The sequence below is a fragment of the Acinetobacter sp. YH12096 genome (assembly GCF_013419215.1).
Taxonomy (GTDB): domain Bacteria; phylum Pseudomonadota; class Gammaproteobacteria; order Pseudomonadales; family Moraxellaceae; genus Acinetobacter; species Acinetobacter amyesii.
In genome coordinates, this window is the sequence record NZ_VPAM01000050.1 from 1 (window position 1) to 18,800 (window position 18,800).

The window sequence follows — 18,800 nt, forward strand, 5'->3', positions numbered from 1 at the left end:
ACTGAGGATCAGAAAGCTTGTTTGAATCGATGTATTTCATCCGCAGATTATGCACGAATGCTAAGAAATCCGGAGTGCAAATATTAACCAAAAAGAAGATCGTTTTTTGATTTATGAAAGAGATCTACTGATCAAAAACTTAAAAATTAATCCCAAAACTTCTATTTTCCACAAATTATTTTTATATATAAATCATTAATTTACAATTTAAAAAATATCAAACCACCCGTTCATCTATATTTATTTTACTTTTCAAATATTTTTAAACTCCTATTCCACTCTGTACAAATATAGTAAATTGATCAAATTTAAATCAAAAAACAAGGCTCAATTTATTCTTCTCTATTAAAATATAAACCGAGTAATTTCATCAGAATTAAATTTTCGATGTAACTCTATAAACGATCTTGATAAAAGCCTAAATACTCTAAATATCGATTTGATTTTGAATAAATTAAAATTTAAATAAAATGATATAAATAAAAACCATCACGAGGATGGTTTTTTATTCGCTACTTGATTATAGGCATTTTACTTGTCAACACACTGGATCAAAAGTCTCGCGCTGATTAGTTTTTACCTGTATGACCAAAACCGCCTGCACCACGTTCAGTGGCTTCAAACTCATCTACAATATCAAACTGAGCTTGTACAACTGGCACTAAAACATATTGTGCTAAACGCTCACCCGGCTCTAGGCTAAATGTAGTTTGGCTACGGTTCCAAACAGATACCATCAATTCACCTTGGTAGTCTGAATCAATCAAACCGACCAAGTTACCCAACACGATTCCGTGTTTATGACCTAAGCCTGAACGCGGCAAAATTAAACCTGCAAAGTTAGTGTCTTCGATATAAATCGATAGGCCTGTTTTTACCAGAACAGTTTGACCCGGTTCAATTACGGTGGTTTCTTCTACACATGCACGGAGATCAAGACCTGCCGAACCTGCTGTGGCATAAGTTGGCATTGGCCATTCCGTACCTAAACGTGTGTCGAGAACTTTAACTTGAACTTTCATGGTTCATTCCTGTTTCAATAAAACGAATTTCAAAAAATAAATAAAATATTCTACGCTTTAAGCTTTAACGCTTAATCAGCGCGCGTAAATTTTCTAAATAATGCTGTGCTTGCTGTTTAGGATCGATATCCCCTGCCAGCTTTTTCTTGCGGCCTAACCACTCCAATTCATCTTGTGGCAGTTCGTCCAAGAAACGGCTTGGTGTCATTTGTCGCATTTGACCACCGGCTTTACGTTGCTCTGCTAGAGTCATAGTTAAGCCTTGACGTGCACGAGTAATCCCCACGTACATCAAACGTCGTTCTTCCTCGACCGTGTCAGCAGCAATGGAGTTTTTATGCGGTAGAATTTCTTCTTCCAGACCAATCAAATAAACGAATGGAAATTCCAGACCTTTCGACGCATGAAGTGTTAACAAATTGACTTTATCGGTGTCTTCTTCTTCTTGTTGCTGTTCTAACATATCGAGCAGCACCATTTTACGAATCACACTTTCAATGTTCTTTTCATCTACATCTTCAGCGCGGTTTATCAAACTTTGAATACTGCTATATAGCACTTCAATATTATCCAGTTTGGTTTTTTCCTGCGCAGGAGTAGCTGCAGATTCTTTAACATAGTCGATATAACCTGCTTCAATCATCATGCGACGAATGATCGGAACAGGTTCATCATCTTCTAATAATTCACGAGTAAAGGTCGAAATAAAGTCCGCAAATTCGGCCAATTGGGTTGTGGCTTTTTTCGGAATCGCCATGCTTAAGCGCTGGTCACCTGCTGCACTGAGTAAGGATAAATTACTTTCCTGCGCAAATAAGCCAAGCTTTTCCAAAGTCACAGGACCAATCGCACGTTTTGGCGTATTGATAATTCGTAAAAATGCACTGTCATCTTCAGGGTTGATGATCAAACGTAAGTAGCTCATCAAGTCCTTAATTTCAGCACGAGCGAAGAAAGACTGACCACCCGATAATTTATACGGGATCTGCATTTGGCGTAGCTGTGTCTCTAGAGCACGCGCTTGGAAATTACCACGGTATAAAATGGCGTAGTCTTTCCAATTTTTACCGTTCATCAGCTTGTGCGTAATCAAGTCTTTTACCACGCGTTCTGATTCATCATCGTCATTACGACAAGTAATCACGCGGATCACTTCACCATGGCCTTTATCTGACCAAAGCTTTTTATCGAAAATATGTGGGTTATTGCCAATAACTGTATTGGCAGCTTTTAAAATACGACTGGTCGAGCGATAGTTTTGCTCAAGCTTAATCACTTTCAGATTACGGAAATCTTCCTTCAATAAAGCCATATTCTCAGGCTTAGCACCACGCCATGCATAAATCGATTGGTCATCATCACCTACCGCGGTGAACTGTCCCATAACACCCACGAGTAATTTCACCAAAATATATTGCGCGGTGTTGGTATCTTGATATTCGTCGACCAATAAATAGCGGATTCGATTCTGCCAACGATCACGCACTTCTGCATTTTCTTGTAATAAGCGCGTCGGCATGACAATCAAATCATCAAAATCCACAGCATTGTAGGCACGTAAATTACGCTCATACAGTTGATACAGATGTGCAAACTGAACGTCTTCTGCTGTTTCACAGGTGGTATGCGCTTGCTCAGGTGGAATCAGATCGTTTTTCCAATCTGAAATCATTTTCATGGCTTTGGCAATCAGCTCTTTACTTTCTGCACCGGATAAATTGTCGCGATGCATTAAATCCATCAAAATGCGTTTGCAGTCATCTGCATCTAAAATAGAAAAGTTATTTTTTAGTGGTGTATTTTTTAATTCCAAACGGAGCATGTTTAGCCCGAAGTTATGGAATGTAGAAACCGACAGCCCTTTTGCCTCTTCACGGCTCATCAGCTTCGTCACACGCTCTTTCATTTCTCGCGCGGCCTTATTGGTAAAGGTCATCGCGGTGATGCGGTGCGCAGGAATACCACAATGCTTCACCAAATAGGCAATTTTACGGGTAATCACCGATGTTTTGCCTGAACCTGCCCCTGCAAGTACTAACAAGGGTCCTTGAGTGTATTTCATTGCTTCAAGTTGCTTGTCGTTCAACTGACTTGCCAGTGACATAGTCTTTCCTCTTATTAATTCGAGGATGATTATAGTCATCTGAAACGATCTTGCCTAATGCAAAATGTATTTTATCGGTCATTAAAAATGCCATAAAAAAAGCCACCCGAGGGTGGCCTTTCGTTTCGAACTAAAACTTATTTAGTTTCGTAAACTGAGATTTCTACGCGACGGTTTTGTTCACGACCTGCAGCAGTTGAGTTATCCGCTACTGGAGAAGTTGAACCGTAACCACGTGCAGTAATACGAGTTGAAGAAATACCTTGAGACGCTAGGTAGTTTTTCACTGAGTTTGCACGGTTTTGAGAAAGTGGGTTGTTGATCGCATCAGAACCTGTGTTATCTGTGTGACCGTGTACAACGATTGCAAGTTTGTTTGCAGTACCGTCTTCACGCAATACTTTAGCAACGTCATTCAACGCAGATTGGAACTGAGATTGAATAGTTGAAGAGTTAGTTGCGAAAGTTACTGATGGCATAACAAGGTTGATCGAACCATCTGGATTACGACCTACGTCAACACCAGTACCAGCCAATTCTTGTTTAAGACGTTGTTCTTTCTTATCAAGAAGAAGACCAGCACCCGCGCCAACTACAGCACCAATTGCTGCTGCTTGACCCATTTTGTCTTTATCAGCATTAGAATAAGCAATACCAGCGCCTAAAAGAGCACCTAGACCAGTACCGATTGCTGCTTTGTCATATTCCATGTTTTGACAACCAGTAAGTGCCATTGCCCCAACTACTGCCGAAATTACTAGTGCACGCATTGCATGCCTCCTTCTTTGTGTTTTGTTGTATGGTTGAAATGATGAAGTAAAACAAATGGCTGAACCATTGATTTTTTGTTAATAATAAAACGTTTAGTTACAATTTGTAATATGAATACGAGATTTATTTGTTAATTCCATCACAATTTCTTCACAGTTCTGCAGATGCCCTTTTTTATTTAATCAACTCGAACTATATTTATTAGAATCAATCATTATTTGGACAATTTCCGCTAGGACTTTTTATATGTCATCTCAAACAAATAAGCAACCGACACTAAAAAAAATTAGCAAAGGACTTACCGTCGGTTCAGTTATGACAGGCAGTACTTTTTTCCATGGTCCTCCTGTACTAGCCCTTGGTCTAACCAAACTCTTTAAAAAATCAAAAAAGGTTGATGAAACCAACATAAAAATTACCAACAGTTGGCTCACGGTCAATAACTGGTTAATTGATCACGTTTTACCCAACACAAAATGGGATATCACCATCGATGAAGGCCTCGACTTAAATTTGCATGGTCGCTATCTCATGACCTGTAACCATCAGAGTTGGGTCGATACAACAGTTAACCAATATTTTGGTTTAACCCGTATGCCACTGACGCGTTTCTTTACCAAATGGGAACTCATTTTCATTCCATTTGTTGGACAAGCTTTTAAAATTTTAGGCTTCCCAATGATGAAACGTCATAGCAAAGAACAAATCGCGAAAAATCCTGAACTTAAATATCGAGATATGGAAGAAGCGCGTAAATCTTGTGAACAGTTATTGAGCCAGCCTTTTACCCTGCTGAACTATTTGGAAGGCACTCGCTTTACCCCTGAAAAGCATGCGCAGCAGCAGTCACCGTATCAAAACCTTCTTAAGCCAAAAGCGGGTGGTTTAGCACTGGCACTCAATATTTTAGGGGATCAAGTTGATGCTCTCGTAGATATGACCATCGTCTATCCAAATGGTGCACCAGGTTATGGCGAATTTTGGCTAGGTGAAGTTCCACGTATCGCCGTGGATTTACGTAAAATTGAAATTCCAACGTGGGTGCATGGCGGCAACTATGAAGATGATGCAGAATTCCGTGAAAAATTTCAGCATTGGGTGGATGAGCTGTGGACGGAGAAAGACCAACTCATTACTCGTATGAAAGCTAAATACTCAGTTACTGAATAATTAAGAAGAAGTTTTATGTCGCAGAACAGCATGCCGCAAAACAAGAAATCTAAATATCATCATGTCAATCCAAACAGTTGGTCATTCAAACTGTTTTTGATTTATGACATATTCATGGTGTTTATTATTGTTTTTAACTTGTTCTGCCTGTGCATGAACTTTTTCCTCATGAGCAATCTTGGCAGTTGGTTCTTTAACAGTATCCACCTGCCCGATGTGCTGAGTTTTTACCGTGAACATTTACATCCATGGGTGATTACTACCGAAGCGTGGTTCATTATCTTTTTGATTGTAGAATTGTTGGTGCGCTGGGCGATTGCCATCATCAACAAGCACCATCAGCGCTGGTTCTTCTTCCCGTTTATACATTGGTACGAAATTTTAGCTATTGTGCCGCATTTACGTTTCCTGCGTTTATTTCGTGCGGGCATTATTGCTTATCGACTGTATGAAATGGGCTATCAAATCGTGCCTTCTGCATGGCAGAAAAAGGCATTGTTCTACTATCGAGTCGTGATGGAAGAACTGTCAGATCGTGTGGTACTTACCGTGTTAGATGGTGTTAAGCATGAGCTCAATACCAGTACAACCCATAAAGACCTAATTAGTAATCTTGTGCAGCATCACCGTGAGATGTTCACCCAAGTTTTAGCTGAGATTTTGCAAGAAAATTTAAGCAAAGAGCTACGTACTGAACGTGAATTGATCGCCAAAAATGTCGGACAAATCGTCAGTCAGGCCATTGAAGATACCCCCGAGCTCACGCAGCTATTGCGCTTAGTGCCAATCGTTGGCAGCCGCATTGAACAGCAGATTCAAAGTATCGGGCAACGTTTGGGTGAAAATATTACCCAAGGTTTAATTTCCCCATTGGCTTATCCCAATACATCTACGGCTCAAAAACCCAATCTATATTTAGACATTTCACAGCGTGTTAGCCGTATTGAAATCGAAAATAATGTCCAGTTGGATGAGTTGGTTCGCTCTGCGGTTTTTGAAAGTCTAGAGGCTATTCGTAAGCAAGTGAAAGTAAAACAGTGGCAGCAGATTATGCAGGAACAGGACCAAGCTACAGAATAAACACTTAGTCAAAAATAATTGCGAACTCCGCTAGAGTATTCATGCAAATTGTTCTAGGATTTGCTCTATTTACAACATAACTACTTCGGCACAAAAGTAATAGTTAGAAGTCTCAAGGATTCAATATGGCTGATATACGGATAAAAGGCAAAATGGTCAATGCGATTCGCATTCACCTCGATACCAATGATCATGATGCGATCCGCCAGCAACTTACTCCAATGTTCCAAAAGGCTTTTCCACCCGGAACATTAGCCGTGATTGAAAGTACGGTTGATCAAGAACTAATTGCACTGATTCAACTACTTATTAGTATTGAAATTCAACCGATTGGTGTCACTGAAGGTTCGCTATCGGACCAAGCACGTGCTATCCAATTTCCCGTAGTTCCTGCGGATCGCAAACTACAACAAGTTAAACCGACACGCGAACAAGTGGTTGAAGAACCCGCACCTGCAGAAGAAAAAACCGAAGATAAAATTGCTGCAGTCGAAGTACCGACCATTCGTCATGCTACGTCGTATCACAATGAAATCTTGCGTACAGGTCAATGTTTAGTCCAAGACCATGGCGATATCATTATTAATGCTGGTATTAATAGCGGTTCAGAAGTAATTGCTTCAGGAAATATACATATTTATGGTAGTGCTCGTGGTAGAGTCATTGCCGGAGCTGGTGGGAACACGGCTGCACGTATTTTCTGTCATTCATTAGAAGCTGAATTAGTTTCAATTGCAGGGACTTACTGTGTCGCTGATGATATTCCACCTCATGTGGTCAAACAGCCCGTACATATTTATTTGAATGACCAGCAAGAGCTAGTATTTGAAGCTTTGCAATTTTAATGTATAAATAATCACCAAACCCCTAATTAAAAAAGGGGATTTAAACCATAACAGGAGTGGATTCGGTGGCGAAAATTGTTGTCGTAACATCAGGTAAAGGTGGCGTAGGTAAAACAACTACAAGCGCATCTTTTGCAACAGGTTTAGCCCTTCGCGGCCACAAAACTGTTGTGATCGACTTTGATGTGGGTTTACGTAACCTTGACTTGATCATGGGCTGTGAACGCCGCGTTGTATATGACTTTGTAAACGTATTGAATAACGAAGCTCGATTACAACAAGCGCTTATTCGCGATAAAGATATTGAAAATCTCTACATTTTGCCAGCATCTCAAACACGTGATAAAGACGCGTTAACAGATGAAGGTGTAGCTCGTGTAATGGACGAACTTTCTCAAGAGTTCGATTACATTATTTGTGACTCACCTGCGGGTATCGAACGTGGTGCAATTTTAGCAATGTATCATGCTGATGAAGCGATCATTGTGACGAACCCAGAAATTTCTTCGGTACGTGACTCAGACCGTATTATTGGTATGCTCGACAGCAAAACCAAAAAAGTAGAACAAAACGAAGGTCGTATCCGTAAGCATCTCTGTATTACACGTTTCAATCCAGAACGTGCGGATAAACAAGAGATGTTGACGATTGATGACATTTCAAAAGATATTTTACGCGTACCGACTTTAGGTGTTATTCCTGAATGTAAAAGCGTTCTACAAGCATCGAACGAAGGTAAACCAGTGATTCTGTTTACAGAAGAAGCGGCTGGCCAAGCATATGATGACCTTGTTGCACGTTTCCTTGGTGAAGAGCGCCCTTACCGTCACATTACGGTAAAACCTAAGGGTTGGTTAGCACGTCTATTTGGAGCGTAATCATGGCAGGATTTTGGAGTAAACTTTTTAGCAGCGATGAGAAACCGTCAAGCGCACAAACGGCAAAAGATCGTTTAAAAGTCATCGTGGCATCTGAAAATGGTCTAGGTAAACGCCTCAGCCAAGACAAGATCGACATGATGAAAAAAGAAATCATGCAAGTGGTAAACCGCTATGTTCGTGGTGTAGATGAGCAACATATTCAAATGTCTGTTCGTTCTGAAGCGAATATTGAAATGCTTGAAATGAATATCAATTTGCCTGAAGAACGTTAATCTGAATTCTGATTAGCCAAGTAAATTGAATCAAGGCAAAATGTGAGGCTGGATCAGTAAAGCGCTGCTTTACCCAGCCGCAAGATGAGAAGCTTTGCTTCGAGTGGGCTGGATTAGTTTTATTCCTTTGTTAGATCAAAAGCTTTGCTTCGAGTAAACGGGATAAAAAAAATAACTTTTGATCCAACCATAAAATGAGTCGCTTAACTTAGAGACGGCGAATAAAACTATTTTACTTGCGTACTCATATTTGCCTTTTTGTATTTTTAAACCAGCAAGGAGATTGCGATGGCATTATCTCAGCCAGCAACGTTCAACGAAGAATGGTCAGATGAGCGTGTATTTGCCTACCTTACTCAGCTTCCTCCTGAAGGAGTGAATGGCGACTTTCACGTGCTTTACCATGCTTTCAAACATATGCGTCCAAATGACTATGAGCGTCTTTTGACTCAATTCGTTGCCGATGGCCGTGATGTGAACGCAACTAATCCTGAAGGTCAGCGTATTCATGACGTGATTGCTCAATATCCACGTCAAAGCGCAGGTTTCCTCGAAGTATTGGCAAAATTTGCTTAATTTCGAGTACCAAAAAAAGCCCGCATGATGCGGGCTTTTTTATCTTATTTAATACCGGCGTTATTGAATATCATCATAATCAATGCACGATCAACATGAGCAATGGAAACATCAAGCCAAAACCAATGGTTTGTACACTAATAATGGCCGCCATCAGTTGTGAATCACCTTGATAATAGCGTGTCAAAATATAAGACGATGATGCAGTTGGCAAAGCAAAAAAGACCACTAAAATCATTCGCTCAAAATCAGTCAGACCCATCCAAGTACTCAATAGATAAGCAATACATGGCATTAACATGAGACGCCCTATCGTATTTAAACTTAAACGACGCAGATCGGCGCGCATTTGCTGAAACTGTAATGCCGCTCCCACAGACAATAAACCCAAAGGCAAACTCATTGCCGCCAATATTTTTAGCAGCTCGGGTAAACCATTAAATAAAGTGAGACCTGATAAATTAAATAAAACACCGACAACACAACCTAGAATGAGCGGATTTTTCGCGATAGAAATACAGGTTTGTCCAAGCTGTTTAACGCTGATATTGGAAAAAGACAGGACAGAAATGATATTCACCAAAGGAACAGCCACAGCAATCAACATCGCAAACATTTGCATGCCTTCTGAGCCAAACAGCGCCCCCATTAATGACAAGCCAATATAGGTATTAAAACGAATATGACTTTGGATATACACGCCAAAACGCTGCACGGGGATATGCATAAACTGCTTGATCCCCCACAACACGATGCTGATCAAACAGGTGCCCGCAACCAGTACTGTCAACATTCGTGAAACAGTGTTCATATCCAATTGCACGGCTGATACATTCAAAAATAGCAGCACAGGAAATAAAACGTAGTAATTGAGTTTTTCTGAATTTGCCCAAAATTCATCCTGAACAAACTGTGTGTATTTAAGCACATAGCCCATCGCGATTAATGCAACGAGGGGAAACAATGCGACGACGATATTCATGCTGTACGCCTTGAAATAAAGTAGCTATTTCATCTTTAACCATTTATGTAGCACAATATAATTCTCATCTAGACTCATAACAAAATGAGTAATTACTCATGGCAATGACATTTTCTCAGCTTGAAATTTTTATTAAAGTCGCAGAACAACAAAGCTTTACTCTCGCTGCTCGGCAACTGGGAATTACTCAGTCGGCTGTCTCTCATGCATTAAAGTGTTTAGAGCAACATTGGAATGTCAGCTTATTTAGCCGTGAGCAAGGCGAAATAAGCCTGACCCACATTGGTCAGCAGTTATTGCTGCATGCCAAAGAAGTCATCAATACCGCACAAATCATGCAACAAGAAGTGCATGCCGCACATGGTATTCAACAAGGAATACTGAGAATTGGTTCTTTTGGTTCTTCTAGTTCGATTCATCTGCTTCCAGAGCTATTAAAGGCGTATCGAGAACGTTATCCGCATATTGAGATCTATGTCGAAGAAGGTACCGATGCAGAAGTGTCTCGTTGGATTTCTGAGCGTCAGATTGATGTTGGTTTTGCCGTACTCCCTAAGCCGCAGCTGTTCACTTTCCCTTTAATCCAAGACATTTTCATTGCCTTGATTCCAGATAGTTATTCAGTTTCCAAACACAGTCATTTAAAAATCCAAGACCTACAAAACTACCCCTTTATTATGACCCGTGCAGGTAGCCAGTCCCATGTCGAGAAACTGCTTAAACAACACCAAATACAACCTAAAATCACCTATCAAATGTCGCAACTGTTAACCATTTTAAACATGGTGAATTTACAGGAAGGGATTGCTATTGTTGCGGATATGGCGATGCCTACTGAGCTGTTGGCGCTACATCCACATGTGGTTAAACGTCCACTCTTTCCAAATACCCAACGGCAGATTGGACTCGCCGTAAAAAATCAAAAACTCATGAGCCCGGCTTGCAAAGCCTTTATCGAACTGGCCCAGTCCATGTTCTACCAAGATGAGTTCTCAATCTAAAAATAAAAAAACCTGCCGAAGCAGGTTTTTTTGTTTTAGGACTTAGACCAAGATATCTCGTTTACCATTTGGCCCCATCCCACTGACGATGCCATTTTCTTCCATCTGATCAATAATCCGTGCAGCACGGTTATAGCCGAGACTGAATTTACGCTGTAAAGATGAGGTCGATGCTTTACGTGTTTCCAAAACGAAACTAACACATTGATCATACAGCGCATCACGGTCTGATCCACCATCACCATCTTCAAAACCGCGAGATGTCGGCTCTTCATCATAAGGCGTGAGGATTTCATCGACATAATTCGGTTCACCGCGCTCACGCCATGCATCACAAATACGGTTCACTTCATCGTCTGAAATAAACGCGCCATGTACTCGTTCAGGTTCAATTTTACCCGGTCCGAGGAACAACATATCACCATGACCCAGTAAGTCTTCTGCACCACCAGCATCTAAGATAGTACGTGAATCCAGTTTACTGTTGACACGTAGCGCAGCACGGGTTGGAATATTGGCTTTGATCAAACCTGTTACTACATCTACGGTTGGACGCTGTGTCGCCAACAGCAAATGAATCCCTGCTGCACGTGATTTTTGTGCAAGACGGGTAATCATTTCTTCAGCTTTTTTACCCACTTGCATGATCATGTCGGCAAATTCGTCGGCAACAATTACGATCAACGGCATAGGCTGTAAACGTGGCGCACGACTTTGCGTTGCTGAGTCATCTGGCTTCCAAGTTGGATCGATTAGATCTTCCCCGTTGGCCATTGCTTCTTCAATTTTGCGGTTAAAGTCAGTCAGCTTACGCACTTTCATCAAAGACATCAGCTTATAACGACGCTCCATTTCATTCACACACCAGTTCAATGCACTCACCGCATCTTTCATGTCAGTTACAACAGGCGTTAATAAATGTGGAATATCGTTATAGTTAGCAAGTTCCAACTGTTTCGGGTCAATCATGATGAGTCGCAGTTGCTCAGGTGTATATTTCAACAACATCGACAACAACATGGCATTGACTGCGACTGACTTACCAGAACCCGTAGTACCTGCCACCAACATATGCGGTGCTTTCGCCAAATCTGCCAAAACAGGATTACCCGAAATGTCTTTACCCATCGCCATACTAAGTAAGGCATTTGGATCACGGTATGCCGGCGTTTCTAACAGCTCAATAAGTCGAACCATTTCACGTGAACTATTCGGAACTTCAATCCCGATATAGGGTTTACCTGGAATCACTTCCACCACACGTACAGAGGCCATAGACATCGAACGTGCCAAGTCACGTGAAATATTGGTCACTTTCGACGCTTTCACACCAGGTGCTAAATCAAGTTCAAAACGTGTTACGACTGGTCCCGGCTGTGCCTCTACAACTTTGGCTTTGACATTAAACTCTTGCAGTTTAATTTCTAAAAGTTCAGACAAGCGAGACAATTGCTCTGCAGTGAAATTGACTTTCTTGTTCGGATCAACCGGATCTAAGATTTCCAAGCCCGGCAAAGTCGGTAAATCCAAGCGTTTTTGTGCCACTTGCATCGCACGTGACATTGGACGACCAGAGGCATCGGTTAAAGGAGCATCAAAGTCAAAATCATCTTCGAGATCTAAATCGATGTCTTCAGGTTTGCCCGCCGTTTCTTGCCACACTTCACGGAAAGCATCTTTATTCGAGCTGATTAAGGCTTTTTCATCATCAGATACAAAAGTCTGCGGCTGCGTATTGATTTCAGCACGAACCAAAGGCGTAGATTGCGCGTAACTACTGGTTGTACGAACCGGCTGCGCCTGTTCTATCGCTCGCTCTGCTTCTTCAACCAGCAAATCATCGAGATCATTAAATTCAGTTTCAGCACTGATATTTTTTTGTGTGGTCAGCGGTGTAATCTGTGCAGCAGCTACACCTAAACCTGCAAGTGTGGCAGCAGCACCTGTAGCAAAGTCATTTGAATGCGTTGCAGGACTTTCACTTTGCGCTGTATTAAATGGGCTATGTACATCCGTCGCTGTTTTACTATTCGGGACAGCCGCTAACAGCTCATCAAAGATCTCATCATCATCCCAATCTACTGATTTTTTAGCCGCTGTCACCGCTTCTGTCGGAGAAGTCGAATGCACATCTGCTGTTTTGTTGAAATATTCAGTTTGATTGGCAGGCTGCTCTTCTTCTGCAGCTTTCAGTAAAGCATCAATATCTTGTTTGTGGCGTTGGTCATCATTGGAATGTAATGCGCGCCAAACTTCACCTGTTGCAACAACACGTTGTTGATCTTGTTCAAGCTGATGCACTTTCGCCAAGGTATGTTCAAAATCTTCATCAGATGGTGTAGCAGTCTCTGCCAAGTCGACTGCAGATGAATGTTGTGCGTTCCATTCTTTGTCTGCCCATTCTTTATCGGCAATATCATCAAATAAACGTTCAGCGACGCGATCACGTACCACAGGATCGACATCGACCGCATGATGTTCATCGGCTGGTGTTACTGGTGCAACCACTTTTGATGCATGCGCAGCAGCACTCTCTTTTTTAGTCGTTGGCACTGTACGGTCAAAAGCGGTATCGCCTTCAGGGACATTACGATAGAACAAATCTTGCAGATAAGCTGGTGTGGATTTCATGGTTGCCCATGTCTTATTCCACTTAATGCCAAAGGCCAAAGTGAACAACATGATCCAAAATGCAATAAGAAATATTGCTGCACCATAGACCGTTAATATTTGTTCAAGACTTTGACCCAGTTCATAGCCAATGATCCCGCCCGATGCATTTTCTAAAGTATCTTCAGGGACATTCCAAAACAGGAAAAGTAAACTTGAAGTTGCCAGTAAAATAAAGAACTGAGCGGCATAGCGAAATGGACGGTTTAGAAAACTACGTGGCCACCACACTTGAATTGCTTCGAGAAATAAATAGACAGGTATCAGCAGACTTGCCCAACCTAAAAATCCATAGAGTAAGTCAGCTATCCATGCACCTGCGACGCCGCTGGCATTTGAAACTTGCTGAGTATCACTGGATAAATGCATCCATCCCGGATCAAATGGCGTATATGTGACTGTTGCAAGGAACAGATATATCCCAAATGAAACAAGGAATAATGTCATTATTAAGCGCTGTGCATATGCACCCGACACCGCTGTCATATACGTTCCTGTAACCAATTCTTCATGAATGTTTTTGTCATTACCCACAACAAAAATGGGCTGAATCTAAACCTGTTATTATGCACCTGTTCAATAAAAAAGATGCAAGATAATTTAAGTATAGTTGTTAACTTTATTCTATATAGCTCAAAACGATTTCGATGATCAATAATATCGACTTTAATCTCACACAATCGTTTCAAACTTTGACGTATAATTCCACAAATTATCATATAAAAAAAGGATTCTACGGATGAGCGCTCGTCACTCACGTCTAATTATTTTAGGTTCTGGTCCTGCAGGTTATAGCGCTGCGGTATACGCTGCCCGTGCAAACCTGAAACCGACACTCATCGCAGGTATTCAATTAGGCGGTCAATTGACTACAACGACAGAAGTAGACAACTGGCCAGGTGGTGCAGAAGGTTTAACAGGCCCTGCCCTAATGGAACAAATGCAAGCGCATGCTGAACGTTTTGGCACAGAAATTGTGTATGACCATATCAACGAAGTAGATCTCAATGTTCGTCCGTTCGTGCTTAAAGGCGATATGGAAGAGTTTACTTGTGATGCATTGATTATTTGTACAGGTGCAACTGCACAATATTTAGGTCTTGAATCAGAAGCTGCTTTCATGGGTCAAGGCGTGAGTGCATGTGCAACATGTGACGGGTTCTTCTACAAAAACCAAAAAGTTATGGTTGTCGGCGGCGGTAATACTGCTGTGGAAGAAGCGCTGTATCTTTCAAACATTGCTTCTCATGTCACTCTTGTACACCGTCGTGACACTTTACGTTCAGAGAAAATTCTGCAAGATCATCTTTTTGCAAAAGAAAAAGAAGGTAAAATCAGTATTATTTGGAATCACCAAGTGGATGAAGTCATTGGCGATAACACCGGTGTGACTTCTGTACGTATTAAATCTACGCAAGATGATTCAACTCAAAATGTTGATGTCACTGGTATGTTTGTAGCGATTGGTCACAAACCAAACAGCGGTATTTTTGATGGTCAATTGAACCTACGTGATGGCTACATCCAAGTTCAAAGCGGAACTGCGGGTAATGCAACACAAACATCTATTCCGGGTGTATTTGCTGCGGGTGATATTGCCGACAGCATTTACCGTCAAGCGATTACTTCTGCAGGTTCAGGCTGTATGGCTGCACTCGACGCAGAAAAATACCTTGATGCACTCGGTGAATAATCTTTTGCTTCAGTCATTTGCTTAGCTAAATAGTTTTAAAAAATTAGCCGACCTAATGGTCGGCTTTTTTATGTATGATAAATATCCGTGTACCTCAATAAGAAGCTTGGCATGCCGATACTCCCTCCTTCTGAATTTACTTTCCCCGATCCAGTTGAATGCGATCCTGATAGTGAAGGCTTAATTTGCATCGGTGCTGACCTCTCTCCTTCCACATTGTTTGAAGCCTATAGCCATGGTCTTTTCCCGTGGTTTAGTGAAGGTGATCCGATTTGTTGGTGGTGTCCTGAACCCCGCTGCATTATTCGACCGCAGGACTATCGTCCGAGCAAATCCTTATTACGCACAATGAAAAAAATGGACTATAAGATCACCATTAATCGTGCGTTTGAAACTGTGATTCTCTCATGTTCACTGCCACGTAGTTATGCCAATGAAACATGGATTTCAGAAGATATCATTCAGGGATATTCTGCGCTATTTGAAGCAGGCTATGCTTATAGCATTGAAGTTTGGGAAAATGAGATTGTTGTCGGAGGCCTCTATGGCGTCAATATTGGCCATGGCTGCTTTGGTGAGTCTATGTTTAGTACACGAACAGATGTCTCTAAAATGGCGTTTTACACCTTAATGCTTATTGGGGAAGAGAATCAGTTGCCATGGATTGATTGCCAATTAGTCAACGATCATCTCTTAAGTTTAGGTGCGAGTACACTTTCTCGCCAACAATACCTTAATTCGTTACAAGATGTTGTTAAACAACCATCAATCGATTGGAAAAAGTATCAGGACAGTGTATTTTCAAGTAAAACAATAGCGCAATGGGCGAGTCTCAGCGCGCATGACAATAAAAGAGGGATATTACGATGAATTCCTATCAACCAAAGTCCCTGTTGAACGAATTACAGTACTACATCACGCCTCCGCATGATTGTAGCTACTTAGAAAATAAATCTGCTCGAATGGTCTTTTTGGACCCGGTCCATCGTATTGATGTGGTCACATTATCTGAACTTTCCCGAATGGGTTTTCGTCGTAGTGGTGATTTTGTCTATCGCCCTGAATGTCATCTTTGTCGCCAATGTTTGTCCTCTCGCGTTCCTGTTCATGAATTTCAAATGAACAGCGTGCAAAAAAAAGCGTGGAAACGGAATCAAGATTTAACGGTGAAAATTAGCCGCCCTCAAGATGCCGATGCAAAGCATTATGCGCTGTACGAACGCTACATTAATGAGCGGCATGCTGATGGTGATATGTACCCACCTAGCCAAGATCAATTTGAAAAATTTTTAATTAATAGCTGCACTGACAGTTTCTTTTTAGAGCTGTGGTTAGATGAGCAACTGATCAGTGTATCTACCTGTGATCCACTTGATGATGGTATTTCAGCGGTATATACCTTTTTTGATCCTGATGAAAGCCGTCGCTCCCTAGGGACTTTTGCCATTCTGAAACAAATCGAGCATGCACAAAAGCTTGGACTGCAATATGTCTACTTGGGCTATTGGGTACCCGATTCGCAAAAAATGAATTATAAATCTCAGTATATTCCACTGGAACTTCTGCTTGATGGACAATGGCGTCGACTCAACCGACCACTAACCCAAGAAGAAATTAGCCAACTGGGGGATTCCCTGATGACCACCTTACCTTCCGGCTGGAACAATCCTATTATTAAATAAAAGGGATCAAACAAAAGATATTCAATAAAATAGCATCCGTTTATTCACGAATGCTTTCTTTAAATTTGATCACTCTTCACCGCTTTTATTTAAATAAAGCTGCAAAATCATCACCACAAGTCTTCACCATAATAATGGCGTGCTCACGAGTTCCATCGGCATTTGGATAATAATTCTTTCGCAAATCGATTTGATGAAAATCCGCTTTTTCATATAAACGGATCGCTGGTTGATTACCTTCTCGCACTTCTAAGAAGATTTGAATGGGGTTATTTTTGAGTAAGGCAATAGATTCATCGAGTAATTGAAAACCTAATCCTTTGCCTTGCTGGCTCGGATCGATCGCCATTAACAATAAATTTGCTTCATCTAAAACGGGTTGTAAAATGCAAAAACCTACAACTTTTCCTTGTCGCTCAATCACCGTACTTTGATAGGCAGCAATCGATTCTTGAAATTGTTTTATGGTCCAAGGATGGCTTTGTACGCGGCGCTCGATATCGTAAACCTGCTGGACATCAGCGTCTTGCATCAAACGAATCATCTTCGTTTATCTTTCTATAGCTAGGGTATGCGCATTATAAAAAGTTTGTCTATAAAGTTGAATAAAAAAAAGAGCGATTTACATCGCCCTTCTCAAAAAGTCACCACAGCGCTGTGATTAGAGCCCCAAATATGCTTTCCACGTTTTTAACAAACCTGAAGTATCTAAATCATTCGGGTGAAAACCGGGTTTAAAATACATCAGCATTTCTTTCCCCATACCAGTGATGATGCCTTTTGAAGGGCTATAACCATAGGTATAAATATCTTTTAATGCTTCAAAATTAAGCTTGTTATCTTCTTTTAATAAACGAGCGACAAAATAACTTTGTACGAAGAATAAAGTCACCATTGCGCCAATCAATGAACCTGTACGGAGTGCGTAGGCCTTTATTCCCTGACCAAAGACACCTTCAAAAACATCATAAGCCACGGCTTTATGTTCATTTTCTTCAATCGCATGCCACAACCACATATTTTTCATGGTTTCATCTGTCATTAAAGCTTGAATATGCGGGTTAACTAATAACTGTGAAGCAATGGTTGCAGTGAAATGCTCAAGTGCCGTGGTTGCGGTTAGATCCACCATTTCTTGAGTAATGCCAACAGGTTTACCAATACGTGCAAAGACTTTGCGCACACCTTGGATAACACGACCCGTTGCCTTATCAAGTGTTTCGACATCATGACCGTATTTTTGTGCAGAAGCATTAAAACCCTCATGCTCTTGCGTATGCATGGCTTCTTGACCAATGAAAGCACTAATTTCTTTTTGTAGGGCTTCATTATTTGCGATTGCTGGGTGTTTACGTACGGCACGCACACTATCAATAAAGAACATTTCACCCGCTGGAAATAAAGCAGATAATGCGGTCATAAAATGTGTCAAACCTGCTGAGCCATTCATCCAGTACTCTGGTACCGCATCAAATTCAAAATTCATGCGACGTACAGGGAAACTTGCACCTGCTCGATTAGTAATCTTTACTTTAGCGTTCATGCCTAACTCCTTTTTGAGTTATTAAATACTCAAACTTTTTATTGGTTTTCTTGAGTTCATATTACGGTTTTATTTAATTGTTATTATTTCAGTTAAGGACAGTGAATTATCACTAAAGGACAGCTTTCAAAAATATTGTCTGACAATTTCCCTATCACATTGAATAAGCATAAAAAAAAGCGCCTCAAAGAGGCGCTTTTTTTACACACATTTAGTGATTATGCAGTAACTTTAGAAACTACACCCGCACCAACTGTACGGCCACCTTCACGGATCGCGAAGCGTAAGCCAGCATCCATTGCGATTGGGTGGATTAATTCTACTGACATTTCTACGTTGTCACCAGGCATAACCATTTCAACGCCTTCTTTAAGCGCGATCGCACCAGTTACGTCAGTTGTACGGAAGTAGAACTGTGGACGGTAACCGTTAAGGAATGGAGTATGACGACCACCTTCGTCTTTAGAAAGTACGTATACTTCTGCGTCGAATTTAGTATGCGGTTTGA

The 18,800-nt window shown here is 41.1% G+C and carries 17 protein-coding genes and 1 pseudogene; 10 read left to right on the top strand and 8 right to left on the bottom strand.

Translation table 11 applies throughout. The annotated features are described in order from the left end of the window. Window positions 1-569: 569 nt before the first annotated feature. From dut to FTU36_RS15360, 3 genes are all read right to left on the bottom strand, one after another. The gene (gene dut, locus FTU36_RS15350; RefSeq protein ID WP_180110805.1) at window positions 570-1,022 is read right to left on the bottom strand and encodes a dUTP diphosphatase; all 453 of its coding nucleotides are present in this window, start codon (window positions 1,020-1,022) and stop codon (window positions 570-572) included. 64 nt (window positions 1,023-1,086) lie between these two features. After that, the gene (locus FTU36_RS15355) at window positions 1,087-3,126 is read right to left on the bottom strand and encodes a UvrD-helicase domain-containing protein (protein WP_078193107.1); all 2,040 of its coding nucleotides are present in this window, start codon (window positions 3,124-3,126) and stop codon (window positions 1,087-1,089) included. Between the two features lie 137 nt (window positions 3,127-3,263). Continuing rightward, window positions 3,264-3,896 carry an OmpA family protein gene (locus FTU36_RS15360; protein ID WP_078190036.1) on the bottom strand — a complete coding sequence of 211 codons (633 nt, stop codon included), beginning with the start codon at window positions 3,894-3,896 and terminating at the stop codon, window positions 3,264-3,266. 247 nt (window positions 3,897-4,143) lie between these two features. Here FTU36_RS15360 and FTU36_RS15365 point away from each other — a divergent pair, with 247 nt between their 5' ends. From FTU36_RS15365 to FTU36_RS15390, 6 genes are all read left to right on the top strand, one after another. Continuing rightward, entirely contained in the window at window positions 4,144-5,067 is a 924-nt protein-coding gene (locus tag FTU36_RS15365) for an acyltransferase (RefSeq protein WP_180063877.1), read from the top strand. Between the two features lie 15 nt (window positions 5,068-5,082). Next, a complete protein-coding gene (locus tag FTU36_RS15370; protein ID WP_373683471.1) occupies window positions 5,083-6,147 on the top strand; it encodes a preprotein translocase subunit SecA in 1,065 nt (354 codons plus the stop codon). 125 nt (window positions 6,148-6,272) lie between these two features. After that, complete coding sequence (minC, locus tag FTU36_RS15375) at window positions 6,273-6,992, top strand: septum site-determining protein MinC (RefSeq protein WP_180118456.1); 720 nt, start codon at window positions 6,273-6,275, stop codon at window positions 6,990-6,992. Window positions 6,993-7,057: 65 nt separating this feature from the next. Further along, window positions 7,058-7,870 carry a septum site-determining protein MinD gene (gene minD / locus FTU36_RS15380; RefSeq protein WP_067670152.1) on the top strand — a complete coding sequence of 271 codons (813 nt, stop codon included), beginning with the start codon at window positions 7,058-7,060 and terminating at the stop codon, window positions 7,868-7,870. A 2-nt stretch (window positions 7,871-7,872) separates the two neighbouring features. Continuing rightward, the gene (gene minE / locus FTU36_RS15385) at window positions 7,873-8,145 is read left to right on the top strand and encodes a cell division topological specificity factor MinE (RefSeq protein ID WP_078190039.1); all 273 of its coding nucleotides are present in this window, start codon (window positions 7,873-7,875) and stop codon (window positions 8,143-8,145) included. 288 nt (window positions 8,146-8,433) lie between these two features. Beyond that, window positions 8,434-8,721 (top strand): PA4642 family protein, encoded by a 288-nt coding sequence (locus tag FTU36_RS15390; protein WP_067766167.1) that lies wholly within the window; start codon window positions 8,434-8,436, stop codon window positions 8,719-8,721. A gap of 79 nt (window positions 8,722-8,800) precedes the next feature. Here the strand turns inward: FTU36_RS15390 and FTU36_RS15395 are convergent, their stop codons facing one another. Next, window positions 8,801-9,703: an AEC family transporter gene (locus tag FTU36_RS15395; RefSeq protein ID WP_180118458.1), complete on the bottom strand. Its 903-nt coding sequence runs from the start codon at window positions 9,701-9,703 to the stop codon at window positions 8,801-8,803. Between the two features lie 104 nt (window positions 9,704-9,807). Here FTU36_RS15395 and FTU36_RS15400 point away from each other — a divergent pair, with 104 nt between their 5' ends. After that, window positions 9,808-10,704: a LysR family transcriptional regulator gene (locus FTU36_RS15400; RefSeq protein WP_180118464.1), complete on the top strand. Its 897-nt coding sequence runs from the start codon at window positions 9,808-9,810 to the stop codon at window positions 10,702-10,704. 42 nt (window positions 10,705-10,746) lie between these two features. On the opposite strand, the gene FTU36_RS15405 is transcribed toward FTU36_RS15400, so the two are convergent. Further along, window positions 10,747-13,860 carry a DNA translocase FtsK gene (locus FTU36_RS15405; protein ID WP_180055306.1) on the bottom strand — a complete coding sequence of 1,038 codons (3,114 nt, stop codon included), beginning with the start codon at window positions 13,858-13,860 and terminating at the stop codon, window positions 10,747-10,749. A gap of 253 nt (window positions 13,861-14,113) precedes the next feature. Here FTU36_RS15405 and trxB point away from each other — a divergent pair, with 253 nt between their 5' ends. The 3 genes from trxB (at window position 14,114) to FTU36_RS15420 (ending at window position 16,749) form a co-directional block, all read left to right on the top strand. Beyond that, the gene (trxB, locus tag FTU36_RS15410) at window positions 14,114-15,067 is read left to right on the top strand and encodes a thioredoxin-disulfide reductase (RefSeq protein WP_180118460.1); all 954 of its coding nucleotides are present in this window, start codon (window positions 14,114-14,116) and stop codon (window positions 15,065-15,067) included. Window positions 15,068-15,178: 111 nt separating this feature from the next. Then, the gene (gene aat, locus FTU36_RS15415; protein ID WP_180118462.1) at window positions 15,179-15,937 is read left to right on the top strand and encodes a leucyl/phenylalanyl-tRNA--protein transferase; all 759 of its coding nucleotides are present in this window, start codon (window positions 15,179-15,181) and stop codon (window positions 15,935-15,937) included. Then, window positions 15,934-16,749, top strand: coding sequence for an arginyltransferase (locus FTU36_RS15420; protein WP_078190044.1), 816 nt, complete (start codon window positions 15,934-15,936; stop codon window positions 16,747-16,749). The genes aat and FTU36_RS15420 overlap by 4 nt, the downstream gene beginning before the upstream one ends. Window positions 16,750-16,834: 85 nt before the next feature. On the opposite strand, the gene rimI is transcribed toward FTU36_RS15420, so the two are convergent. The 3 genes and pseudogenes from rimI to tuf all read right to left on the bottom strand — a co-directional run. Beyond that, a complete protein-coding gene (gene rimI / locus FTU36_RS15425; RefSeq protein ID WP_111885277.1) occupies window positions 16,835-17,293 on the bottom strand; it encodes a ribosomal protein S18-alanine N-acetyltransferase in 459 nt (152 codons plus the stop codon). 117 nt (window positions 17,294-17,410) lie between these two features. Further along, entirely contained in the window at window positions 17,411-18,292 is an 882-nt protein-coding gene (locus FTU36_RS15430; protein WP_180063871.1) for a metal-dependent hydrolase, read from the bottom strand. Between the two features lie 218 nt (window positions 18,293-18,510). Next, window positions 18,511-18,800, bottom strand: a pseudogene (tuf, locus tag FTU36_RS15435) (elongation factor Tu); the annotation flags it as partial.